Below are 24,344 nucleotides of genomic sequence, written 5' to 3'. Positions count from 1 at the left end.
TCAATTTGACAAACCACTTCGTTCGTTTGCATTGAACACCGTTCCGGGCTTAGTAGCAGGAGAAACCTATTCAGTACAAGTAAGTATCGAAATTGGAGGCGTGTTTGGACCATTCGGAAAAGTATGTACACTTACTACTCCAGGTTCAGCAAGAGCAACCGAAACAACAAAACCTGCATTGGTATTTAGTGCTATTGTATCACCAAACCCATTTGGAGAAAGCTTCGGATTAGAAGTTACCGCTTCAACAGAAGAAACAATTCAAGTGAAAGTATACGATATGTTAGGTAAGTTGGTAGAAAGCAGAGAAGTGGATGCAACTACTATTTCTGAACTACAAATCGGAGCTACTTATCCATCGGGAGTATACAATGTGATTGTATCTCAAGGTGATGAAGTAAAAACACTTCGAGTGATTAAAAGATAAGCTCTTTTAGAATTAAATACTAAAACCTTCTCAAGAAATTGAGGAGGTTTTTTTTTAACAAAAAATACGTAAAATGTCGTATGGTGTAAAAAGAAGCAGTAAATTATTTTTGAGGTTATATTAGTTGTTATTCTGCTTGCCCTAAATCTGAGATTAATAGTTAATGTTATTTTAAACCTCTAAATTATTTTATTTATGAAACACATTTTACAAACTTTTAAAAAAATGATTGTATGGATAATGTTAGTGTTTTTCACTTCGTTATCGTATGGGCAAGCTGGTTTTAATACTACTTACATCGTATTAGACAGCAACAATTCGGGTAATGTTTATTACGACTTGCAGGCAAGTACTGCTAATCCTGATTTTGAGAATGCAAATCTAGGCGTTTATTGTGAAGGTTCTTCTTCTCTAGTTTTTAAAGGAGCGGAACACAACAACTATAAATGTGGTGGTTGTGACATTACTTCAACCCGGTTAATGTATCGAATTTATCCAACGGGTTCGCCATCAGGTAGTTTTGTGAGCAATTCAATTGGATATTCTTCAGGATTTACCAATGGTTGTGGTGGAGAAGACCAACAATGGTCAAATACAGGATATAGTACAAATCTCCTTAACGGATTATCAGCTGGAAATTATACTGTTGAAGTATACTCGGAACAATCAACAACTTGTTTGGGAACCGTTTATGCTAGTAACGGAGGAAACAATTTTAAAGCCACTTTTACTGTTAATACAAATGTTACGTATTATCTTGATGCAGATAATGATGGTTTTGGAAACAATTCAGTATCACAAGTGAGTTGTACTGGAGCGCCAATCGGCTATGTTTCAAATAACTTCGACTGTAACGACAATCAATTGCAATATTTAGATGCCGATGGCGACGGATTTGGTTCGGTAACCTTAGTTGGATGCGGAGTTGCTAATAATTCCGATTGTAACGATAACCAAATACAGTATTTAGATGCTGATGGAGATGGATTTGGTTCCAATACAGCCGTAGCTTGTGGAGTAACTAATAATGCCGACTGTAATGACAATCAATTGCAATATTTAGATGCTGATGGTGATGGTTTTGGTTCGATGACTTTAGTTGGATGTGGAGTTGCTAATAATTCCGATTGTAACGATAACCAAATACAGTATTTAGATGCTGATGGAGATGGTTTTGGTTCTAATACTGCGGTTGCATGTGGAGTTACTAATAATTCCGATTGCTATCCAGATTCATTGACATACCAAGACTTAGACGGTGATGGATTTGGAAATCCACTAGTACTTGTCGCTTGCGGAACTTTTAATAATACCGATTGCAATGATAATCAGTTGCAATATTTGGATGCCGATTCCGACGGATTTGGCTCAAATACTTTGGTTGATTGTGGAGTTATTAATAATTCCGATTGTTATCCAGATTCATTAACATACCAAGATTTTGACGGTGATGGATTTGGAAATCCACTAGTACTTGTGGCTTGCGGAACTTTTAATAATACTGATTGTAATGATAATCAGTTACAATACTTAGATGCCGATGGTGACGGATTTGGCTCAAATACTTTGGTTGATTGTGGGGTTATTAATAATTCCGATTGTTATCCAGATTCATTAACATACCAAGATTTAGATGGTGATGGATTTGGAAATCCACTGGTACTTGTCGCTTGCGGAACTTTTAATAATACTGATTGTAACGATAATCAGTTGCAATATTTGGATTCCGATGCCGATGGATTTGGCTCGAATACTTTGGTTGATTGTGGAGTTACTAATAATTCCGATTGTTATCCCAATACTGTATTGTATGTAGATAACGATGGTGATGGTTTGGGTTCAAATATTTTCTCAGCTTGTAGCGGAGTTACCAATAACAACGACTGTAACGATAACGACTTTTTTAACCTTACAGGAATTACCTATTACCAAGATGCTGATGGCGATGGTTTTGGAAATCCAGTAGTAACTACTTCGGCTTGTACTCAGCCAGTTGGCTATGTTTTAGACAATTCCGATTGTAATGATAGTAACGCTTCTGTTCATCCCGGAGCAGTTGATGTTTGCTACGACGGAATCGACAACGATTGTAACGGAATTATTGACAACGCTTGTACTCCAATAGTTTCGGTGGTTCAAGGCGCTCAATGTGGTTCTACATTGTCAACCATTAATCAAAGCATATATGCTAATTTAGTTGCTGGAGCGCAAGGTTACCGTTTTAAAGTAACTGATTTGACAACCAATCAAGTGCAAACCATAGATAGAAATTTACGCGTGTTCCAATTGACGCAATTAACCAATTATGCATTCAATAGAACCTATCAGATAGAAGTTTCTATTCGCTATAATAACGTATGGCAACCATTTTATGGATTACCTTGTACCGTTACAACTCCGTCAGCTACTACACAAATTCAAACAGCTCAATGTGGAGGAACGCTAACAACAATGAGTGACGTAATTTATGCTAATAATGTTCCTTTTGCGACAGGATATAAATTTAGAATCACCAATTTATTGACATCGGCTCAAGAAGAAGTAGAGCGTCCGCTAAAAGACGTTAGAATGACGCAAACGTCAATAGCCGAATACAATACTACCTATTCAGTTGAAGTAGCAGTTAAAAACACAAATGGAGTTTATCTGCCTTACGGTACGCCTTGTAACATAACAACACCAAGTTTCCCAACTACTCAGTTGCAATTATCACAATGTGATGTTGTTATTGCTAATCCTGCTACATTAATTTATGCTGATTCCTATGTTGGGGCAACCACTTACAGATTCAAATTTACTAATACCAATTTAGGATATACTTACCAATTTGATCGTTCATTGCGTTCATTTCCATTGAGTTCAGTTCCCGGATTAGTTTCAGGTGAAACTTATTCCGTACAAGTGAGTATCGAAATTAATGGGGTATTCGGACCTTACGGAAAAGTATGTACAATTACTACTCCTGGAAGCGCTAAAGTAATTTCTGATAATTCAAAACCAGCACTTGAATTCCAAGTCACTGCTGCGCCAAATCCGTTTGGAGAATATTTCAGTTTGAATGTAACCTCTTCATCCGAAGAAATGATTCAAATAAAAGTGTATGATTTATTAGGAAAACTAATTGAAGATAAATCAATTAGTAGTGCAAATATTGAAGAATTACAATTAGGAGCTGATTGCCCATCGGGAGTATACAACGTAATTGTCTCTCAAGGTAATGAGCTAAAATCACTCAGATTAATAAAACGATAATCAAATAATAACAAATAAAAAACCTCACTAATCAAGTGAGGTTTTTTTTATTTTAATAGTTAAAAAAAAAATTAACTAATTTGTTTTCTTCTACTCTTGTAAGTATAATATACAAATGCAATTCCTAACAAAGCAAGGTATAGTATTTTTGAATTAATAGGAGCTGCTGGTGGATCATTTCCTTCCAAATCTCCATTATCATCTTCGTCGCCTTGTGCAAAAAGTCTAAAATCATGCAATAGGAAAAATACAACCAATCCTATATTAACTATTTTTTTCATTCTGATCTCTAGTTTTAAAGTGGCAAATATAAAATATTTTTTTTGAATAAAATAAGCTAATGTGTTATAAATAAAAAGTTTGTTTAAAATTTTTAACGAAAACGTGGTAGTTTTTACCGATTATTCAAATTCAGAAGTGAAAAATAATTTAACGGATGGATATTTACTCTGGGTCATTTGAATGGTAAAATCAGAATCGGCTAAAAATACCAACTGATTGTACTTGTCATGAGCTAAAAATTTCTGTTTTACTCTTTTAAATTCTTTGAACTCTTCACTTTTTGGATCTTCAGGTTTCACCCAACACGCTTTGTGTACGGGGAAATTTTCATACGTACATTTCGCACCGTATTCGTGCTCCAAACGGTATTGAATTACCTCATACTGTAAAGCTCCTACGGTTCCAATTACTTTTCGGTTGTTCATTTCCAAAGTAAATAACTGAGCTACTCCTTCATCCATTAATTGATCAACACCTTTTTCTAGTTGTTTGGCTTTTAATGGGTCAGCATTGTTGATGTACCTAAAATGTTCGGGAGAGAAACTCGGAATTCCTTTGAAACTCATCATTTCGCCTTCGGTCAATGAATCGCCAATTTTGAAATTTCCAGTATCATGTAAACCCACAATATCACCAGGATAAGAAATATCAACAATTTCTTTCTTTTCTGCAAAAAAGGCATTCGGACTTGAGAATTTCAAACTCTTGTTCAAACGAACGTGTGTGTATGGCTTATTGCGTTCAAATGTTCCCGAAACAATCTTAACAAAAGCCAATCGGTCTCTGTGTTTCGGATCCATATTGGCATGAATTTTAAACACAAAACCAGTCATTTTTTCTTCTTCCGGATGAACCAATCGAGTTTCAGATTCTTTTGGTTTAGGAGTAGGAGCAATTTCAATGAAACAATCCAATAATTCTCGTACACCAAAATTATTCAATGCAGAACCAAAAAATACAGGCTGTAAATTTCCAGCTAAATACGCTTCACGATCAAATTTCGGATAGACTTCATCAATTAATTCCAATTCCTCTCGCAATTTAGTTGCAGGTTTGTCGCCTACAATTTTCTCTAAATCCGGACTATTAATATCAGAAATAGCAATGGTATCTTCTATGTTCTTTTTGCTATCACCACTGAACAAATTGATGTTCTGCTCCCAAATATTATATATTCCTTGGAAATCATATCCCATTCCAATTGGAAAGCTCAAAGGCGTAACGGTCAGATTCAGTTTCTTTTCTACTTCATCCATCAAATCAAACGCATCTTTTCCTTCACGGTCCAATTTATTTATGAAAACAATAATCGGAATTTTACGCATTCTACAAACAGCAACTAATTTCTCCGTTTGTTCCTCAACACCTTTGGCAACGTCAATCACCACAATTACACTATCAACAGCTGTCAAAGTTCTGAACGTGTCTTCAGCGAAATCTTTGTGACCAGGCGTATCTAAAATGTTGATTTTTTTGTCTTTGTAATTGAAAGCCAAAACCGATGTCGCCACAGAAATTCCTCTCTGACGTTCAATTTCCATAAAGTCACTCGTAGCGCCTTTCTTTATTTTATTGTTCTTAACCGCGCCAGCTTCTTGGATCGCTCCTCCAAAAAGAAGTAATTTTTCTGTCAATGTTGTTTTACCAGCATCAGGATGCGATATAATCCCGAAAGTTCTTCTGCGTTGTATTTCTTTTAAAAAACTCATATTTTGTAAAATAGTCTGCAAAAGTAGTATTTATTCACCAAATATTAGGTTTCTCTTTTTTTAAAATTGATGTTAATAAAATTTTGTTAATAGTATTTCATATGCTTGTATACTATCGGCTAATTGTTACTTTTGTTGATTGTAATTTAATATAATAGATTAAAAATATGAAAAAAGTGTTTTTAGGGTTTTTGCTATTAGCAAACTTAATTGTATCAGCTCAAAATAAACCAAAAGAAGTGTTGTTTACCATTGATGATAAGCCTTATTATACCGACGAATTCGAAAGAGTTTATAAAAAAAACCTAGACTTAGTTAAAGACGAATCTCAAAAAGACCTTAATCAGTATTTAGAATTATTTGTTGGTTATAAATTGAAAGTAAATAAAGCCAATAAACTAGGATTACAAAATAACGACAAATACAAAAACGAGTTAAAAAGCTACCGAACTCAACTTTCTAAGAATTATACTTCCGATTCAAAAGTAACTGCCGAGTTAGTACAAGAAGGTTACGAACGAATGAAAAAAGAAATCAAAGCTTCGCATATTCTAATTTTGGCCGATGAAAACGCTTCTCCAGAAGATACTTTAAAAGCCTACAACAAAATTGTTGACATCCGTAAGAGAATTATGGCTGGTGAAGATTTTGAAAAATTAGCGACTGAATTATCCGAAGATCCTTCTGCCAAAGAAAACAAAGGTAATTTGGGTTATTTTACTAGTTTCAGAATGGTATATGCTTTTGAAACTGCTGCTTACAATACACCAAAAGGTCAAGTTTCTAAACCAGTGAGAACGCGTTTTGGTTACCATTTGATTAAAGTGAATGACGTAAGGGATAACCGTGGAGAAATTTCGGTTTCACATATTATGATCATGAATCCGAAAGAAGGTGAAGACGCTTCAAGAGCCGAAAATACAATCAATGATATTTACAAAAAAATTCAACAAGGTGAAAGTTTCGAAGAATTAGCCAAACAATTTTCTGAAGACAAATCATCATCAACCAAAGGAGGTTTGTTGAACAAATTTGGTTCTGGACAATTGAGTTCTGAGGTTTTTGAAAACATGGCATTCTCATTGTCAAAGGAAAATCCAATTTCTCAGCCTATTCAATCAGAATACGGTTGGCACATTATCAAATTCAATGAAAAATACCCGCTCAAAACATTAGATGAATCAAAAAAAGAGTTGGAAACAAAAATTGGACGTGATGATCGTTCAAGAATAATTACCAATACGTTGACTGAAAAATTAAGAAAAAAATACACTGTAAAAAGAAATGAAAAAGCGTATGCAGCAATTTCTAAATTAGTGACCAATGATTTCTATGATGGTAAGTGGCAATTTACAGAAGACGATAAAACCAAAACAACATTGTTGACTTTAGACAAAAAAGACATCAGCGGAACAGCTTTCTTAACCTATGTAAAATCGCAGCAAAAAGCCGGTATGACACTAAAACCAGTAAATAAATTGGTTGATCTGTTGTATTCTAAATTTGTTGATGATCAATTGAACACATACTATAACGATAATCTAGAAACAGAATTTCCAGAATTTTCCAATGTAATGGACGAATACCGAGATGGTTTATTGTTGTTTGATTTGATGGAAAAAGAAATTTGGGATCGCTCTAAAACAGATACTCTTGGATTGAAAGCGTTCTACGAAACACAAAAAGACAAGCACAAATGGAAAACAAGATTGAATATTCTAGTTGCATCGTCTACTAATGCAGACATGATTAAGAAAGCACAAGGAATGCTTAAAAAAGGAAAAAGTATTCAAGAAATAAAAGATAAATTGAATACTAAAGATGTAATCAATATTATGTTTTCTGAAAATACTTTGGAAGTCGGAGATCCTAATATTCCAAAAGATACTAAACCAGAAGTTGGTTTATCCGATGTGACTCAAAAAGGGGAATACTACTATGTGACTAGAGTCAATAAAGTGATTCCAGAAGCCAACAAAACATTTGAGGAATGCAAAGGAAAAATTGTCAATGAATACCAGCAATACTTAGAGCAGAATTGGGTTACGGAATTAAAAAAAGAATTCAAAGTTGTTGTCGATCAAGCGGTGTTTGAACGATTAAAAGCAACCATAATTAAATAGTAATTACAACAAGAAATGATTAATAAAACGAAGATGATAGTACCCACAAAAAAAATAATTACTATTCTATTACTTACTTTTTCCTCTCTAATTTCCAATGCACAAGAGATTATAGCCGATTCTGTAAAGGTAAAACCCACACCAAAATCAAACGCTAACAAAATTAAAATAGACGGAATTATTGCAACCGTAGGTGATTATGTGGTTTTAGACTCAGATATCGACAAAGCCTTCCTTGAAATACAAGGGCAAGGTGGTTCGGTAAAAGACATTACACGTTGTCAAATGCTGTCAAGTCTTCTTAAAGAAAAATTATTTGCGCACCAAGCTATTCAAGATTCGATAATTGTTAGCGATGCTGAAATTAAAGAGAAAATGGATCAGCAATTGGATTATATGTTAGAGCAATTAGGCTCTATGGATAAAGTGTTGCAATACTTCAAAAAATCAAGTGAAGATGATTTTAGAACCGACTTTTTTGAAATCTTAAAGCAACAACGTTTGGCTTCTGAAATGCAACAAAAAATCATCAGTGAAATTGAAATCACACCCGAAGAAACTCGTAATTTTTTCAAAAAAATACCAGAAAATGAATTGCCTCAATTTGGAGCCGAACTCGAAATAGCCCAAATTGTAATAAAGCCTAAGATATCTGAAGAAGAGAAACAGCGCATCATAAGTAAACTCAAGGAAATCAAAAAAGAAGTACAAGAAGGCGCAAGTTTTAAAACCAGAGCCGTAATTTATACAGACGACAGGGCTTCTGCAGCAACAGGTGGTTTTTACAAAATCAATAAAAAAACTCCTTTTGTAAAAGAATTTAAAGACGTTGCTTTCTCGCTGCAAGAAGGTGAAATTTCAGAACCATTTGAAACCATGTTTGGGTATCATATCATCTATTTAGAAAAAATAAAAGGATTGGAATTGGAGTTGCGTCATATCCTAATGATGCCAAAAGTTTCTCCTGAATCATTAAAAGAAGCAAAAGAAAAAGCAGATTTAATAAAAAAACGCATCGAAGACAAGGAAATTACATTTGCTGAAGCCGCTAGAACCATGTCGGATGAAAAAGAAACTAAAGCGAATGGCGGAACTTTAATTAATCCAAAAACTCAAGATACTCGTTTCGAATTAACCAAAATGGATCCTGAATTGTATGGTCAAGTTTCTAATTTAAAAGATAATGAAGTTTCAATTCCGTATTTAATGGAAGATCCTAAAGAAGGTAAAATGTATAAAATTCTTATGGTAACCAATCGTATTGATCAACATACAGCCGATTACAGTAAGGATTATACAAAAATTAGGGAATTGGCTTTAAAAGAAAAACAAATTAGTGCCATTTCAAAATGGACCGATGAAAAAATTAACGAAACCTACATCAGAATTAATGCTGATTACCAAGGTTGTGATTTTGAAAGCAATTGGCTAAAAAAATAATTTCAACATTATAGTAAACTTAAAGACAATGTCAGACGTAGAAGCAGTTAAAAATCTAGTACAAAAAAGAGAAAACCTCAAAAAAGAAATCTCCAAAATTATTGTAGGTCAAGACGCTGTTGTTGATCAAATATTGTTGAGTATTTTTTCAGGCGGTCACGCATTGTTAGTCGGCGTGCCTGGTTTGGCCAAAACTTTAATGGTAAATACGATTTCTCAAGCATTAGGATTAGACTTCAAACGCATTCAGTTCACGCCCGATTTAATGCCTTCGGATATTTTAGGAAGTGAAATTTTAGATGAAAATCGTCAGTTCAAATTTATAAAAGGACCTATTTTTGCCAACATCATTCTCGCAGATGAGATCAACAGAACACCTCCAAAAACTCAAGCTGCTTTGTTAGAAGCCATGCAAGAGCGTTCGGTTACTATTGCAGGACAGAATTATAAATTAGCATTACCTTACTTTGTATTAGCAACTCAAAACCCAATTGAGCAAGAAGGAACGTATCCGCTTCCTGAAGCTCAGTTAGACCGTTTTATGTTTGCTATTAAACTAGATTATCCTTCGTTTTCCGAAGAAGTTCAGGTGGTAAAAAGCACGACTTCTGATGAAAAACCAACCATAAATCCGTTGTTTACTGCCGAAGAAATTATCGATTTCCAACACCTTATTCGTCGTGTTCCTGTTGCTGATAATGTAATTGAATATGCCGTAACATTGGTGAGTAAAACACGACCAAATAATCCGTTGACTACCGATTATGTTAAAAATTATTTGGATTGGGGTGCAGGTCCAAGAGCTTCTCAAAATTTAATTTTGGCGGCCAAAGCCAATGCTGTATTCAATGGTAAATTTTCGCCTGATATTGAAGATGTGAAAGCAGTTGCAACCGGAATTCTACGTCACAGAATCATCAAGAACTACAAAGCTGACGCAGAAGGAATCACCGAAGAAATGATTATCGAAAAACTAATGTAAAAAATTGCCTATGATGAATTTTTTCAAGAAGCTCAAGTGGCTTAAAAAGCAAATTCGCTGGAACTACAAATACAAGAAGGGAAAGTGGGATTACATGGGCAAAGAAAATCTTCGTTATCAAGCCATTGTTAATCAAATTCGTGAAACCAATCTCAATCAGCCCAAAATACTGGATTTAGGCTGTGGTTATGGTGCATTAAACGATTATTTATCAAAAGAAGATTATGGCCTTTTTTTAGGCGTTGATTTTTCTTCCAACGCCATTCAAAGAGCCAACAACGCTAATTACCCTAATGCAAGGTTTCAAGTAGAAGACATTCATCAATTCGTTCCCAACGAAACATTTGACATCATTATTTTCAATGAAGTATTGTACTATTTAGAAGATCAAATGGCGATAGTCAATCGATTTTCTACTTACTTTAATGCCAAAGGTTTTTTTATTTTTTCGTTTTACGGTGGAAGAGAAGACTTAGTACACGAATTAGAAGAGAACTTTAAATTGATTCACAAAGAATCGGTGCAACAATCCGAATCTGTACATTGGAATGTTTGCTTGTATCAGGCTAGATAAAATTACTTCAATTTAGAATCTAATTCTTCGTCGTAGAAAAACAAAAACATACTACCCATCATGTCTTGTTGGATGTTAGAAGTATTGTTAACATCCATCGTTAAAATGTATTTGTGATTTTCGTACATCCAAATGCCTTCTTCAGACGATAACGCATCAATTTTAGTCAAACCAATAGCGTTTTTATGGTTGATTACATTACTTTTAAAAATCACTTTGTTGGCAGTAACATCAAATAAAGTTATCGATGACGTGAACGGATGAACATGAACCGCAGCTGCATGCAAACGCATGCTGTCTTTGATGTGAAGTTGCTTGTCTACACTACTTTGATAGGTTTTTTTTCCTTTCGGAATTACCCAATGTCCAGACAACATATTTCCGTTTTCATCAGGATAACTGTGATTTTTGGTCTCTACAGGAATACACTGATTGCTCATCGGGTCCAAAGGTTCTTTGAACGGATCATTTTTGTCGTAAGGCAATTGAATGTAAATCGTTCTGGTCATCAATGGCTTGATGTTTTTCTCTTTTGAATACGTGATGGAAACTTCGTGTTTAATAGTTCGATTTTCATCCGGAAGATTGTGATTCAACGATTGAGTTGTGACAAATAAAAAGTCGTTTCCTTTCATCGGGATACCATATCCTTTGGGTAATTCAAATTTTTCCAAACCGTGCGAAAGAGAGGTCATTCGTGGATATTGAGATCCAATTCGGTCTTTCAATCCTAAATTAGTATAATAATTCACATCGTTGAAATCAACATTCATGTGACAAATAAAGTCATTCGAAATGTGTTGTTTGGTTTTTGAATCCAATGCTTTTACCTCAAAAGAAGTAATCCAAACCAAAGTAGAATCAGTTGTTAGTTGAACGTAATTAGTGGCTTTCGGACCTTCCATCGATTTGTAAATGCCATCAATATAGAAAGAAGGTGAAATCATTTTATAGGTGTTGACTTTACTCTCCACAACCCAATTGCCATCTGTAATTCCGGTAGCGTGCAACAGATACGTTTTTACAATTGCTTTGTGGCGGTTGCTCAATTGTGCGTAATAAATTCCGCCACCAATGCCAACCAAAAGCACAATTACTCCTAAAATTTTATATATCTTTGATTTTCTCATCCTTACAAAAATACAATTATTATGATTGAAAAAGCGCAAAGCGAACGAATTTTTGGTCTCGATGTAATGCGGGCAATGGCCATAATTATGGTGCTGAGTTCTCATATTTTGTGGATTTACCCTCAGAACAGTTCGATGATTTCGCAGTTTTTTCAACTGTTTGGTTTTTTGGGAGTTGAGGCTTTTTTTGTATTGAGCGGCTTTTTAATTGGAACTATTTTTTACAAGCTCTATCTTAAGGATGATTTTAGTTTTGAAAGTACCCTTTATTTCCTGAAACGCCGTTGGTTTAGAACCTTACCAAATTACTATTTGTTCTTAATTTTAAATGTTTTGGTCACTTTCATCATTGGATATTCTATTAATGATTTGTGGAAATACTTGTTTTTTATGCAGAATTTCTGTTCTACAATGCTTCCTTTTTATACCGAATCGTGGAGTTTGTCAGTTGAAGAATTTACCTATTTATTACTGCCAATTTCCATTTTAATTGGCTCGTTCCTCTTTAAAAATAGAAGTAAAAAGTGGACGTATATGGCCATTGTGACTTCTCTAATTGTTGTGTTAATTCTGAATAAATTCATCTACAATCAAACTACTACAAACACTACTTTGATGCAATGGAACGTGTCGCTAAAAGCTGTGGTGATTTACCGAATGGATTCGATTTTGATTGGTGTTCTTTTCAGTTGGATTGCACTCAATTATCTGCATTTCTGGGAAAAACAAAAAGTTAATTTGGCTTTTGTCGGAGTGGTTCTTTTAGCAATGATGTACGTTGGTGTTGGTTTTTTTCAATTGACAATTGCGAATTATCCCATGTTTTGGAATGTACTTTATTTACCAATTACCTCAATTACTTTAGCGCTTTTTTTACCTATTTTATCCCAATGGAAAACTTCAAGGTTGCCATTCCAAAAAGGGATAGTAACTGTAAGTTTGATTTCGTATTCGTGCTATTTGATTCACTACGGAATAGTATTGCAACTCATGAAACATTTCTTCAAAACGGATGGTTTACAGATGTATCAACTGCATATTTATACGTTGGTCTTCCTGTTGATTACGTTTGTTTTATCGTATCTGAATTACAAATTCTTCGAAAAACCAATCATGGATTTACGTGATAAAATTTAGAATAGTGCATTTTTTTAATTTAAAATTGCTTATTTAATAAAAATAGCAAGGCTAAATTTCCGTTTTCGTAATTATTTCAAAACAAATAAGATATTTCATTTAATTATTTTTAATGATACAACGTTTTCGTAAATTTGCACTGCAAACAAATTAACCTGTATTTATTATGGCTTTTGATATTGAAATGATTAAAAAAGTGTACGCAACTATGTCGGAACGAGTTGATAAAGCTCGCGAATTAGTTGGTCGTCCATTGACACTTTCTGAAAAGATTTTATACTCACATTTATGGGAAGGAAATCCTTCTCAATCTTTTGTTAGAGGTAAAGATTATGTTGATTTTGCTCCCGATAGAGTAGCATGTCAAGATGCAACAGCACAAATGGCGTTATTGCAATTCATGCACGCTGGAAAAAAGACTGTGGCAGTTCCAACTACTGTACACTGTGATCACTTAATCCAAGCAAAAGTAGGAGCAACTACTGATTTGGCTGTAGCCAATTCGCAATCAAAAGAAGTTTTTGATTTTCTTTCTTCGGTTTCAAACAAATACGGAATCGGTTTTTGGAAACCAGGTTCTGGAATTATTCACCAAATCGTACTAGAAAATTATGCGTTTCCTGGCGGAATGATGATTGGTACGGATTCGCACACTGTAAATGCTGGTGGATTAGGAATGTTGGCAATTGGTGTTGGTGGTGCTGATGCCGTAGACGTTATGTCGGGAATGTCATGGGAATTGAAATTTCCAAAATTGATAGGAGTGAAGTTAACCGGTAAATTGAACGGTTGGACTGCTCCAAAAGACGTGATTTTGAAAGTAGCTGATATTCTAACTGTAAAAGGTGGAACTGGAGCTATTGTTGAGTATTTTGGTGAAGGCGCCACTAATATGTCGTGTACCGGAAAAGGAACTATTTGTAATATGGGTGCTGAAATTGGAGCAACCACTTCAACTTTCGGTTACGATGATTCGATGAGAAGGTATTTGGCTTCAACAGGTCGTCAAGATGTAGTAGATGCAGCCGATCAAGTGGCTTCTTATTTGACAGGTGATGCTGAAGTGTATGCTAATCCGAGTCAATATTTTGACCAAGTAATTGAAATCAATTTATCACAATTAGAGCCACACATCAACGGACCATTTACTCCAGACAGAGGAACACCCGTTTCTAAAATGAAAGAAGAAGCAGCCAAAAATGATTGGCCGTTAAAAGTAGAATGGGGATTAATCGGTTCGTGTACCAATTCGTCTTACGAAGATATGGCACGTGCAGCATCTATTGTTGAACAAGCGGTGGCGCACGGAATTACTCCAAAGGCTGAATTCGGAATCAATCCAGGTTCAGAGCAAATTCGTTATACTATCGAAAGAGACGGAATCATTGCTACTTTTGAAAAAATGGGAACCAAAGTATTTACAAATGCTTGCGGACCATGCATTGGGCAATGGGATAGAGAAGGTGCTGACAAAGGTGAGAAAAACACTATTGTACATTCGTTCAACCGAAACTTTTCTAAACGTGCGGATGGAAACCCAAATACTCATGCTTTTGTAACTTCTCCAGAAATGGTAGCTGCTTTGGCAATTGCAGGTGATTTATCCTTCAACCCAATTACAGATACATTGTTAAATGATAATGGTGAAGCAGTGAAATTGAATCCGCCATCAGGTGATGAACTTCCAAAAAGAGGTTTTGATGTGGAAGACGCAGGTTTTCAGGCGCCAGCAGCAGATGGAAGCGGAGTTCAAGTTGTGGTTTCTCCAACTTCTGAGCGTTTGCAATTGCTAGCTCCTTTTGATGCTTGGGATGGAAATAACATTACAGGTGCAAAATTATTAATCAAAGCGTTCGGAAAATGTACTACTGACCATATTTCGATGGCTGGACCATGGTTGCGTTTCCGTGGACATTTGGATAATATTTCAAACAATATGTTGATTGGAGCTGTGAATGCTTTCAATCAGGAAGCCAATAAAGTGAAAAACCAATTAACAGGTGAGTACGGACCAGTTCCTGCGGTTCAAAGAGCTTACAAAGCAGCTGGCGTACCAAGTATAGTTGTTGGTGATCAAAACTATGGTGAAGGTTCTTCTCGTGAACATGCAGCTATGGAACCACGTTTCTTGGGTGTCAAAGCGGTTTTAGTAAAGTCGTTTGCACGTATTCACGAAACCAATTTGAAAAAACAAGGTATGTTGGCTTTGACTTTTGCTAATGAAGCCGATTACGATAAAATTAAAGAAGACGATACGTTCAACTTTGTTGACTTGACGAGTTTTGCTGCTGGAAAACCATTGACAATCGAAATTATTCATGCTGATGGTTCTAAAGAAAACATCTTGGCAAATCATACGTATAATGATAGCCAAATCGGATGGTTTAAAGCAGGTTCGGCATTGAACTTAATTGCTGCTGCAGGCAAAGCCTAAGGTTAGTAATACATTTTTTGCAAAATGAAAACGCCCCGATTTTTCGGGGCGTTTTATATTTTATGTGTTTATACCTTTTTGTAAATCTCAGTCAGACCATTGTCCCATTCTACTTTTTCATAGTAAAAATTCACAGCTCGTAGTTTGCCTTTTTTACTGATGTAACATTTACCAGTTACTTTAGCATTATTTCCTACAACTACAATAGTGTCTCCAGTAGTAAAATTGCCTTCTTTTACTTGATTATACACATTGGCCGCAATCTCGTCTTTAATTTGGTGCTTGGAGTTGAATGTACTTACAATTGTAGTTTCGTTGGAGGTAATTACAACGTATTCCATTCCGTTGTATCCGTAGTTGTACGTAGAAGTTTTCTTACTTTCTTGACTAAAAGCAAAACTTCCCACTAACAGCATTGTTAGGAAAAATAGTCTTCTCATTATTGTAGATTCTAGGGTTAATCTTAGTAACGGCTAAAATAAAAAAAAATTGCAAACAAAAAAATAAATTGCAATCAACTTCTATTCATCTTATTAACGAAACAGTTGACACAAATAAAACCCTACTTTTTTTTAAAAAAATTTGACAATAAAAAAGCCAATCTTGTTATGAGTGGCTTTTTATTAATCAAATTTATTTAAGTTATTTGGCACTAGCTTGTTTTGCCCTTGCTGCTTCTTCTACTAATTGCTTCATCACATTAGGATCAGTTGTGGTTACTTCTTGATCTTTAGCTTTGGATAAGTTGTCTTCAAAAGGTTGGTTAGCATCAACACCAAAACGCTGATTCTGGTAAAATCGTCTTTTACCCATTATTCGATAGGAAAAAGGAATGGAAGAGCTACCGTTATTTTTTTCTTTTACAGTGAATCCTTTATTGTCTTCGTCTTTAATTACAATTAATCCATTACTTTCTCCTTCATCTTGAATGAAAATTCGCAACGGGTGTTCGTCGTTTACAAAAATTGTTTCTAAGAACATAGAATCGAGATCAATATGAATACTTCCGTTTACTAATTTTGCGCCACCAATATCTTCAAACCACAACTCAGGACTTTCAGTACAATATACTAATTGGTTCCCTTTTGTTGTAGGTACTGAAGCTGATTTGGCGCCAGTTGCAGCAAAATTTCCTACACTATACATTCCATAGGCCGAACCTAAAGTAGTATTGGTGTTTCTGCCATAAACTCCTGTTCCAGTTGAAAAATTTACTGTTCCAAATACACCAAAATCACGAGTAGTTGGCATATCAGTATAGGCCGCAGCCCATCCTAAACCAAAAACGGATGCGCCCCAAAGAGAATAATCACCAACTACACCAATTTCATTTTGACCTGAATTAGTTGATACACCGCTAACTCCAGCCGACCCTAAACCTGTTGAGCCAGATTCACCACGAACACCATAAGAAGCTGTTCCAGTTGATGTATTGCTGTTCACACCATAAATTACTGGTAAATTATCAGCATCTGCTACAGCATGAAGTCGTGCGATTGGCGCAGTGGTACCTACACCCATATTTCCAAAATTATTAATTACTGCTACATCAGCATTAGCTACACGGAAGCCAATATAACCGCCACCCGTATTTTGCTTGTTGATTAAAGTGTAGCTGCCATCACTTGATGAAAGTAATGAATAGCCAGTAGTATTTGCCTGGAATTGATGAGCAAAGCCAGACCAGTTGGCACCGTGCCCAACATCGCCTACAAAAACATTGTTTATACGAGCATTACCGCCTTGTACATCCAAACGTTGAGTTGGTCCAGCTATACCAATTCCTACATTTCCTGTAGCGGTTACCCTCATTCTTTCTGCGTTCCAAGTACGGGTAACAAAATCTACTGCATCAATTGTTCCGACAAAATTAGTTCCAGCATTAGTGCCTGAATTTCCTAAAGTTGTCCAACCCGATGTGGACGTTAGCAATCTACTCCATGGTGTAGCAGCCGAATTATTAGTTTTTCTAAACCACAGTTCTTGATCAAAGAAACTTCCTGCAATTTGCATTGAGTAATTATTGGCAGGATTGCTATGACGAGTGTCTATTAAATGCCACCAACTAGTAGCTCCAGCAGGATAATTTACTGGAACATTGGTTTCGAAAAAACCAGATTGAGACGACATTTGTCCTGCATTATCTTTAGTTTCAGTTCTCGATCTATAAGCACCAGCAGTTCCGTTTCCATATCCAAAAGTACTATTGATTTCTAAACCGTAAGCAGGATTGGTAACTCCGACACCCACATTTCCAGTTATTCCAGAAACAGTCATTCGTTGAATAGAATTGGTCCAGAAATTCAAATTGCCAATTCCTCTTGAAGCTAATCCCAATTCTTGATCGGTATTTGTACCCGTTGCATATATGGTATTGTAACCCAATCCAATTCCTTGTGTACCATTACTGTGTCTGAATTCAAATCCAGATGAACCCGATAAAACATTACCAGTCGCATAAAAAGGTAGTCCGATTCCGTGAACTCCTGAGCGAGCACCAAATGACAAATCAAATTTGTTAGTGGGATTAAAAAGTCCGATTCCAACATTATTAGTATTAGGATTCAAAATAGTGTTATTTCCCTGACTATTGATCACCAATGGTTTTGCATTCCACGATTGATTGTAAGCATATGAGGCATCAGAACCGATAGTAAATTCTGTTGTTCCAAGCCGACTCACTCCAAAAGGATAAGTCGCTTGATTTGAAGCAGTTAAAGTACTATGATTGATTCTAAAATTTCCACTTCCGGTAATATCATAAATCATATTGAAAGCTCCGTGCGTAACGGTTGAATTCCGGATGAGATTGCCACCTAATTCTACATAAGGACTGGTAATTGATGCGTTTGGAGCAGTTGTGTTTATGTTCAAACCATTCTGGGCCATAACCGATGCTCCAGAGGCCAATTTGCGCCAGATGCTTCCGTCCCAAAAATAAAAACCCGGTACAACATCATTGATAGTAGATGTGTTATAAACCAACAATGATTCAACAGGAGCAGTAACCGGACTTGATGAAGTTGTCATTGTCAAGGCAACTCTCGGAATTAATACACCAGTGTTGTTAGAGTTGATGTCAAGAGACGAACTTAAATCGGGAGTAGTTGTTCCGATTCCGACTTGAGAGTGCAGATGTAAACACCCAAAAAGTACTATAAAAGTAATTATTTTTTTCATGCTTGATTCAGATTGGTTTTGTATATAAATCTATAAAAATCAATTTGTTAAAGATAATTTTTCAGTTAAAACAATAAAAAAATCCGATTATCTACACAATGAGATAATCGGATTTTATATTTAATAATTTGACCTTACTAATAATAGGTGTATCTTCTTACTTTGGAAATGTATTTTGCCAATCGAATTACTTGATGACTGTAACCGTATTCGTTATCGTACCAAACGTACAAAACGATGTTTTTCCCATCGCCTGAAACAATTGTAGCATTACTATCATAAATGGATGGTGCCGAAGTTCCAACAATATCAGAAGAAACCAATTCGTTGTTTAATGAATACTTGATTTGCTCCACTAATTCGCCTTCTAAAGCGTATTGCTTCATGATACTATTTACTTCTTCTACCGAGGTGTTTTTACCCACTTCTAAATTCAAGACCACCAATGAACCATTCGGAACTGGAACTCGAATGGCGTTAGATGTTAACTTTCCGGCCAAACTTGGCAATGCTTTTGCTACTGCACTTCCGGCGCCAGTTTCTGTGATTACCATGTTTAATGCAGCAGCTCTACCACGACGGTATTTTTTGTGCATATTATCCACTAAATTTTGGTCGTTCGTATAGGCGTGTATCGTTTCTAAATGTCCTTTTACAACTCCTAATGTGTCTTCAACGGCTTTTAAAATAGGGGTAATGGCGTTGGTTGTACACGATGCTGCCGAATAAATATTCACTTCATCTGGGTTGTAATCTTCGTGATTTACACCGTAAACAATATTTGGAACACCTTTTCCAGGCGCAGTCAATAATACTTTATCAACTCCTTTTGAAGTTAAATGTCTTTTTAATGCTTCTTCAGTGGTGAATGCTCCTGTATTATCAATTACTAGAGCGTTTTCAATTCCGTATTGAGAGTAATCAATATCTTCTGGACCATTGGCAGTGATGATGTGAACTGTAGTTCCGTTGATGATCAATGCATTGTTTTCAGCATCAGCAGAAACTGATCCTTCGAAATCGCCGTGAACCGAATCATAACGCAATAATGAAGCTCTTTTTTCTAGTGATTGTGCATCGTTTCTATCACGAGTAACAATGGCTCTTAAGCGTAGTTGTTGACCTTTACCAATTTTACTCATCATTTCACGAGCCAACAATCGACCAATACGTCCAAATCCGTAAAGCACAACGTCTTTAGGTTTGATTTCTTGTGAGTTTCTGGCGTTTCTCAATTTGTCTATCACAAAAGCCTTAGCATCGTGGTATTTGTTGTCTTCCAAATGGTATTCGTACGTCAACTTTCCAATATCGATACGAGATGGCGGTAAATCTAAATTCTCAATAGCTCTCGCAATTTCAACCGAATCAAAAATATTAATTGGTTTTTGTACAAATTCGCCCGCATATTCATGAAGGTTGATGATGTCACTCACGTTTCGATCAATCAATTGGTTTCTAAAAAGTACCAATTCAATTGATTTGTCGTACCATAAATCGCTTACAATTTTGATGAATTCTACGCCCGCTTTTCTTCGGTCAGCTTGAAATGAAAGCTCTTTTTCGTAAATGGTGTTGTTGTTCATAAAGTAAAAAAGATAAAAGTGTGTTGTTTAGATTTATTTTGGCGCAAAAATAGGATTTTGTATTGTTTTACGAAAACGATTTCGTAATTTTTTATAAAAAAACCGCCGAATGCGATTATCCGACGGTTTCCCACAAAAACTCTAAAAGAATTTTAAATTATAATACGCATTATCTGCTTGTTTTTTAATAATAATTGTACGCTTGTTCCTTGATCTTCTTCCTTATTACTCATTAGTCTTGAAACCGTTTCAACATCTATAGCTTTTGCGCCATCAATATTTAAAATGATGCTACCTACTAATTCATCTTCGTACGCTTTCAAACGTTCATTGTTGACTTCTTTGATTTTAACACCGTATTCGATTTTGAAGTTTTTCTTGTCCGATGCTGATAAATTCTCCAATTCCAAGCCTTTTAGTTCAGTAATGATGATGTCATTTTTTACCAAAGTAACTGGAATCGTTTTGGTTACGCCATTGCGAACAAACGTTACCTGAACTTTATCGTTGGGACGTTTCGTATTGATGTAGCCCGATAATTCAGCAAAAGTGCTGATTTTTTGATTGTCTAATTTTTTGATGATGTCGCCTTCTTTGATTCCGGCTTTTTCGGCACCCGAATTTTTGTTGACTTTGCTTACATAAAATCCTTCGGTATCACTAATTCCGATATCTTTTGATACTTTACTTGTCAATTCACCTCCTTCAATTCCTAAAATTCCGCGTTGCACATTACCAAATTCCATCAAATCTTCAATGATTTTACGAGTAATGTTTGACGGAACCGCAAACGAATATCCTGCATAACTTCCTGTAGGAGATGAAATCATCGTGTTAATTCCGATTAATTCTCCACGTGTATTTACCAATGCACCACCTGAATTTCCTGGGTTTACAGCAGCGTCAGTCTGAATGAACGATTGAATTCCTTTGGTGTCTAAATTTCGAGCTTTCGCCGAAACAATTCCAGCCGTAACAGTCGAGTTTAAATTATACGGATTTCCTACAGCCAAAACCCATTCGCCCACTTTTACATTATCCGAATCGGCAAAAGTAGTGTAGGGTAATTTTTCATCTGTATCAATTTTCAACAGCGCAATGTCCATTTTTTGATCGGTTCCAATCAATTTGGCTTTGTATGCCTTTTTGTTGTTCAAGGTGATTTCCAATTCAGTTGCATCTTGAATTACGTGGTTGTTAGTAACGATGTAACCATCTTCCGAAATAATTACACCCGAACCGGTTCCGATTTGCTCTTGTTGAATTCCACCGCCACGAGAACCATAGAAAAACTCTCGTATCGGGTCATACACTGTTCGAACGGAAACGTTTTTTACGTGAACCACACTGTGTACTGCCTTGTCGGCTGCAACCGTAAAATCAATATTTTCAGCTCCCATTCCGACTGTTTTTCCGAAATAAGCTGGAGCCTCAGTTACGATTGAATTTCTGCCTTCTTTTTCAAAAAATAATTTGTAAGCACCCAAGGTTACAGCGCCACTCATTAATGAAACTAAAAATAAACTTGATATTCTTTTCATGATTAAAAGGTTTTAAACAGTAACATCAAAATTATAATAAAATTGTTTTTAACTATTTGGTTTAACTAACGATTAACACTCTTTAACTTCTCATTAATATTTGTAACTTTGCCTTTAATGAGCAACCTACTTTTTATATAATGCTACTACAATTTTACAAATACCACGGAACCGGAAATGACTTTGTCATGGTGGATAATCGTCTGAATAATTTCCCCAAAAATAATACCAAACTCATCGAACAATTGTGTCACAGACGTTTCGGAATAGGAGCTGACGGATTATTGTTGCTGGAAAATGACAATTTGACGGATTTTAGAATGGTTTACTATAATTCGGATGGAAATGAAAGTTCTATGTGTGGAAATGGTGGTCGATGCATTGTCGCTTTTGCTAAGAAACTCGGTATCATTTCAGATGAAACTACCTTTGTTGCTACTGATGGATTACATCATGCAGCACTTTTGGAAAACGATACTGTAGCGCTTCAGATGAAAGACGTGGATGAGGTGAAAATCAATCCGGATTATATTTTTCTAAATACAGGTTCACCGCATCATGTAACCATGGTTCACGATTTGCAGAATTATGATGTGAAGGAAAAAGGAGCAAAAATTCGATACAGCGATTTGTACGGTAAAGCGGGTAGTAACGTCAACTTTGTCAGTGCCAAAAGTGCGGATCATTTTGTGCTTCGTACTTACGAACGCGGAGTTGAAGATGAAACATTATCCTGTGGAACTGGAGCAACTGCAACAGCCATTGCCATGCATGCTATCGGGAAAACCAAATCCAATCAGGTTGATTTAGATGTTCAAGGTGGAAAACTAAAAGTCTCTTTTGAGAAAAATGGTGAAACCTATCAAAATGTGGTGTTGACCGGACCAGCAACTTTTGTGTTTAAAGGCGAAGTTGAAATTTAAATTATAATTGATAATTGATAATTGATAACTCTAACAATCTAAGAAGTCTAAATGATAACCCTCAAAGGAAATTCTATCTATTTACGTGCGCTCGAACCCGAAGACTTGGAGTTCATTTACCATATTGAAAATGATGAATCGATTTGGGAAGTCAGCAATACACAAACACCATACAGCAAATTTCTGATTCGACAGTATTTAGAAAATGCTCACCAAGACATTTACGAAGCCAAACAACTTCGATTGGCGATTTGTGAAAATGATTCTAATAAAGCTATTGGTTTGATTGATTTATTTGATTTCGATCCTAAAAATAAAAGAGCCGGAATCGGAATCGTCATTCAAAACGAAGCCAATAGAGGCAAAGGTTTCGGAAAAGAAGCTCTGAGTTTACTCATTGATTATGCGTTTTTTCATCTTCAATTGCATCAATTATTTGCAAATATTGGTGTTGAAAATGAAGCCAGTTCAAGCCTTTTTTCTACATTTGGGTTTGAAAAAATCGGAGTAAAAAAAGAGTGGATTTTCATCAATAATCAGTATCAAGATGAAGCCATCTATCAATTAATCAACACCAAAAAACACTAGTTTTGAGTTCTAAATTAAAAAAAATAATAGGAATCAGTGCAATTCTGTTTCTTGTGGTAGCCGTTTTTGGCTACATGAAATTAATTAAAAGCAACACTGCATTCGAAGAAAATGAAGTGTACGTTTACATTCCATCCAATGCGACTTATGATGACGCCAAAAAAATAATTGCGCCATATGTAGAGAACATCGGTGCTTTTGAGTGGTTCAATGGATTACGAGGTTATGATAAAAAAGTTAAGCCCGGCAAATTTCTCCTTAAAAAAGGAATGGGGAATTTTAAACTGGTTAGTGCTTTGCGTCGCAATGTACCAGTTACTATTTCCTATAACAACCAAGAGCGTTTGGAAAATTTGGTACAACGCATTGCCAAAAAAATAGAAGCCGACAGCACGCAATTGATGCAGTCATTTACCAATGATGATTTTCTGACTAAAAACGGTTTCACTAAAGAAAATGTATTTACGCTTTTCTTACCGAATACATATGAGTTTTATTGGAATACTTCAGCCGATGAATTTCGTGATAAAATGCTTAAAGAATACAAAAAATTCTGGACCGAAGAGCGTTTGAAGAAAGCCGAAAACCTCAATATGACTCCAATGCAAGTGACCACATTAGCATCAATTGTTCATAAAGAAACCGTTAAAGCTGATGAACGTCCGCGAGTAGCCAAAGTCTACTTAAATCGATTGGATTTGGGAATGCCATTGCAAGCCGATCCAACCATAATTTATTCTAAGAAATTAATGACGAACGATTTTGATCAAGTCATCAAACGTGTCTATTATGGTGATTTTAATATCGATTCACCTTACAATACGTATATGTATCAAGGGTTACCGCCCGGACCAATAGCCATGCCCGATATTAACGCTATCGACGCTGTTTTGAATCCCGAAGACCACGACTATATTTATTTTTGTGCCAGTGTGGAACGTTTTGGTTACCACGAATTTGCTTCTACATTGTCGCAACACAACGTGAATGCAGCCAAATACGCGCAATGGCTCAACGAACAAGGAACAAAATAACC

At 35.7% G+C, this 24,344-nt stretch carries 18 protein-coding genes; 11 read left to right on the top strand and 7 right to left on the bottom strand.

The window, feature by feature from the left end; translation table 11 throughout:
* Both VK161_RS15370 and VK161_RS15365 read left to right on the top strand, forming a co-directional pair.
* Positions 1 to 427: T9SS type A sorting domain-containing protein (locus tag VK161_RS15370; RefSeq protein ID WP_324215685.1), on the top strand; the 427-nt coding region annotated here is incomplete at its 5' end.
* A gap of 195 nt (positions 428 to 622) precedes the next feature.
* A complete protein-coding gene (locus VK161_RS15365; protein WP_324215684.1) occupies positions 623 to 3,679 on the top strand; it encodes a MopE-related protein in 3,057 nt (1,018 codons plus the stop codon).
* Positions 3,680 to 3,750: 71 nt separating this feature from the next.
* Here VK161_RS15365 and VK161_RS15360 read toward each other — a convergent pair whose 3' ends face one another.
* Both VK161_RS15360 and VK161_RS15355 read right to left on the bottom strand, forming a co-directional pair.
* Positions 3,751 to 3,960, bottom strand: coding sequence for a hypothetical protein (locus VK161_RS15360; RefSeq protein WP_324215683.1), 210 nt, complete (start codon positions 3,958 to 3,960; stop codon positions 3,751 to 3,753).
* A gap of 120 nt (positions 3,961 to 4,080) precedes the next feature.
* Positions 4,081 to 5,670: a peptide chain release factor 3 gene (locus VK161_RS15355; protein WP_324215682.1), complete on the bottom strand. Its 1,590-nt coding sequence runs from the start codon at positions 5,668 to 5,670 to the stop codon at positions 4,081 to 4,083.
* A gap of 167 nt (positions 5,671 to 5,837) precedes the next feature.
* On the opposite strand from VK161_RS15355, the gene VK161_RS15350 reads away from it, so the two are divergent.
* From VK161_RS15350 to VK161_RS15335, 4 genes are read left to right on the top strand one after another with little or no spacing between them, the layout of a single operon-like run.
* Positions 5,838 to 7,793: a peptidylprolyl isomerase gene (locus VK161_RS15350; protein ID WP_324215681.1), complete on the top strand. Its 1,956-nt coding sequence runs from the start codon at positions 5,838 to 5,840 to the stop codon at positions 7,791 to 7,793.
* A gap of 33 nt (positions 7,794 to 7,826) precedes the next feature.
* The gene (locus VK161_RS15345; protein WP_324215680.1) at positions 7,827 to 9,233 is read left to right on the top strand and encodes a peptidylprolyl isomerase; all 1,407 of its coding nucleotides are present in this window, start codon (positions 7,827 to 7,829) and stop codon (positions 9,231 to 9,233) included.
* 28 nt (positions 9,234 to 9,261) lie between these two features.
* Complete coding sequence (locus tag VK161_RS15340) at positions 9,262 to 10,215, top strand: MoxR family ATPase (protein ID WP_324215679.1); 954 nt, start codon at positions 9,262 to 9,264, stop codon at positions 10,213 to 10,215.
* 10 nt (positions 10,216 to 10,225) lie between these two features.
* Positions 10,226 to 10,789 carry a class I SAM-dependent methyltransferase gene (locus tag VK161_RS15335; protein ID WP_324215678.1) on the top strand — a complete coding sequence of 188 codons (564 nt, stop codon included), beginning with the start codon at positions 10,226 to 10,228 and terminating at the stop codon, positions 10,787 to 10,789.
* A gap of 2 nt (positions 10,790 to 10,791) precedes the next feature.
* Here VK161_RS15335 and VK161_RS15330 read toward each other — a convergent pair whose 3' ends face one another.
* Positions 10,792 to 11,919, bottom strand: coding sequence for a hypothetical protein (locus VK161_RS15330; RefSeq protein WP_324215677.1), 1,128 nt, complete (start codon positions 11,917 to 11,919; stop codon positions 10,792 to 10,794).
* A gap of 21 nt (positions 11,920 to 11,940) precedes the next feature.
* Between VK161_RS15330 and VK161_RS15325 the strand changes: the two genes are divergently transcribed.
* Together VK161_RS15325 and VK161_RS15320 are read left to right on the top strand one after the other, a co-directional pair.
* Complete coding sequence (locus VK161_RS15325) at positions 11,941 to 13,056, top strand: acyltransferase (protein WP_324215676.1); 1,116 nt, start codon at positions 11,941 to 11,943, stop codon at positions 13,054 to 13,056.
* 166 nt (positions 13,057 to 13,222) lie between these two features.
* Positions 13,223 to 15,490: an aconitate hydratase gene (locus VK161_RS15320; protein ID WP_324215675.1), complete on the top strand. Its 2,268-nt coding sequence runs from the start codon at positions 13,223 to 13,225 to the stop codon at positions 15,488 to 15,490.
* 68 nt (positions 15,491 to 15,558) lie between these two features.
* Here the strand turns inward: VK161_RS15320 and VK161_RS15315 are convergent, their stop codons facing one another.
* The 4 genes from VK161_RS15315 to VK161_RS15300 form a co-directional block, all read right to left on the bottom strand.
* On the bottom strand, positions 15,559 to 15,930 hold the full coding sequence (locus tag VK161_RS15315) for a hypothetical protein (RefSeq protein ID WP_324215674.1): 372 nt from the start codon (positions 15,928 to 15,930) through the stop codon (positions 15,559 to 15,561).
* A 202-nt stretch (positions 15,931 to 16,132) separates the two neighbouring features.
* The gene (locus VK161_RS15310; protein ID WP_324215673.1) at positions 16,133 to 18,670 is read right to left on the bottom strand and encodes a hypothetical protein; all 2,538 of its coding nucleotides are present in this window, start codon (positions 18,668 to 18,670) and stop codon (positions 16,133 to 16,135) included.
* A gap of 137 nt (positions 18,671 to 18,807) precedes the next feature.
* A complete protein-coding gene (locus tag VK161_RS15305) occupies positions 18,808 to 20,256 on the bottom strand; it encodes a glyceraldehyde-3-phosphate dehydrogenase (RefSeq protein ID WP_324215672.1) in 1,449 nt (482 codons plus the stop codon).
* Between the two features lie 152 nt (positions 20,257 to 20,408).
* Positions 20,409 to 21,797 (bottom strand): trypsin-like peptidase domain-containing protein, encoded by a 1,389-nt coding sequence (locus VK161_RS15300; protein ID WP_324215671.1) that lies wholly within the window; start codon positions 21,795 to 21,797, stop codon positions 20,409 to 20,411.
* A 140-nt stretch (positions 21,798 to 21,937) separates the two neighbouring features.
* Here VK161_RS15300 and dapF point away from each other — a divergent pair, with 140 nt between their 5' ends.
* The 3 genes from dapF to mltG are packed head-to-tail and all read left to right on the top strand — an operon-like array spanning position 21,938 to position 24,342.
* Complete coding sequence (gene dapF, locus VK161_RS15295) at positions 21,938 to 22,720, top strand: diaminopimelate epimerase (RefSeq protein ID WP_324215670.1); 783 nt, start codon at positions 21,938 to 21,940, stop codon at positions 22,718 to 22,720.
* 51 nt (positions 22,721 to 22,771) lie between these two features.
* Positions 22,772 to 23,308: a GNAT family N-acetyltransferase gene (locus tag VK161_RS15290; RefSeq protein WP_324215669.1), complete on the top strand. Its 537-nt coding sequence runs from the start codon at positions 22,772 to 22,774 to the stop codon at positions 23,306 to 23,308.
* 2 nt (positions 23,309 to 23,310) lie between these two features.
* On the top strand, positions 23,311 to 24,342 hold the full coding sequence (mltG, locus tag VK161_RS15285) for an endolytic transglycosylase MltG (RefSeq protein ID WP_324215668.1): 1,032 nt from the start codon (positions 23,311 to 23,313) through the stop codon (positions 24,340 to 24,342).
* The last annotated feature ends 2 nt before the right edge of the window (positions 24,343 to 24,344 follow it).

The sequence above is a fragment of the Flavobacterium sp. genome (genome assembly GCF_035299245.1).
Lineage (GTDB): Bacteria > Bacteroidota > Bacteroidia > Flavobacteriales > Flavobacteriaceae > Flavobacterium.
Note: the sequence above shows the minus strand (reverse complement) of the source record. Positions and strands in the feature narration are given on the sequence as shown.

Bases quoted from the DNA above. Each gene is read 5' to 3' on its own strand.
- VK161_RS15345 (WP_324215680.1), top strand. From the start codon at position 7,827: ATGATAGTACCCACAAAAAAAATAATTACTATTCTATTACTTACTTTT.
- VK161_RS15355 (WP_324215682.1), bottom strand. From the start codon at position 5,670: ATGAGTTTTTTAAAAGAAATACAACGCAGAAGAACTTTCGGGATTATA.
- VK161_RS15310 (WP_324215673.1), bottom strand. From the start codon at position 18,670: ATGAAAAAAATAATTACTTTTATAGTACTTTTTGGGTGTTTACATCTG.
- VK161_RS15335 (WP_324215678.1), top strand. From the start codon at position 10,226: ATGATGAATTTTTTCAAGAAGCTCAAGTGGCTTAAAAAGCAAATTCGC.
- VK161_RS15325 (WP_324215676.1), top strand. From the start codon at position 11,941: ATGATTGAAAAAGCGCAAAGCGAACGAATTTTTGGTCTCGATGTAATG.
- VK161_RS15290 (WP_324215669.1), top strand. From the start codon at position 22,772: ATGATAACCCTCAAAGGAAATTCTATCTATTTACGTGCGCTCGAACCC.
- VK161_RS15315 (WP_324215674.1), bottom strand. From the start codon at position 15,930: ATGAGAAGACTATTTTTCCTAACAATGCTGTTAGTGGGAAGTTTTGCT.
- VK161_RS15365 (WP_324215684.1), top strand. From the start codon at position 623: ATGAAACACATTTTACAAACTTTTAAAAAAATGATTGTATGGATAATG.
- VK161_RS15330 (WP_324215677.1), bottom strand. From the start codon at position 11,919: ATGAGAAAATCAAAGATATATAAAATTTTAGGAGTAATTGTGCTTTTG.
- VK161_RS15350 (WP_324215681.1), top strand. From the start codon at position 5,838: ATGAAAAAAGTGTTTTTAGGGTTTTTGCTATTAGCAAACTTAATTGTA.
- VK161_RS15320 (WP_324215675.1), top strand. From the start codon at position 13,223: ATGGCTTTTGATATTGAAATGATTAAAAAAGTGTACGCAACTATGTCG.
- VK161_RS15360 (WP_324215683.1), bottom strand. From the start codon at position 3,960: ATGAAAAAAATAGTTAATATAGGATTGGTTGTATTTTTCCTATTGCAT.
- dapF (WP_324215670.1), top strand. From the start codon at position 21,938: ATGCTACTACAATTTTACAAATACCACGGAACCGGAAATGACTTTGTC.
- VK161_RS15340 (WP_324215679.1), top strand. From the start codon at position 9,262: ATGTCAGACGTAGAAGCAGTTAAAAATCTAGTACAAAAAAGAGAAAAC.
- VK161_RS15300 (WP_324215671.1), bottom strand. From the start codon at position 21,797: ATGAAAAGAATATCAAGTTTATTTTTAGTTTCATTAATGAGTGGCGCT.
- VK161_RS15305 (WP_324215672.1), bottom strand. From the start codon at position 20,256: ATGAACAACAACACCATTTACGAAAAAGAGCTTTCATTTCAAGCTGAC.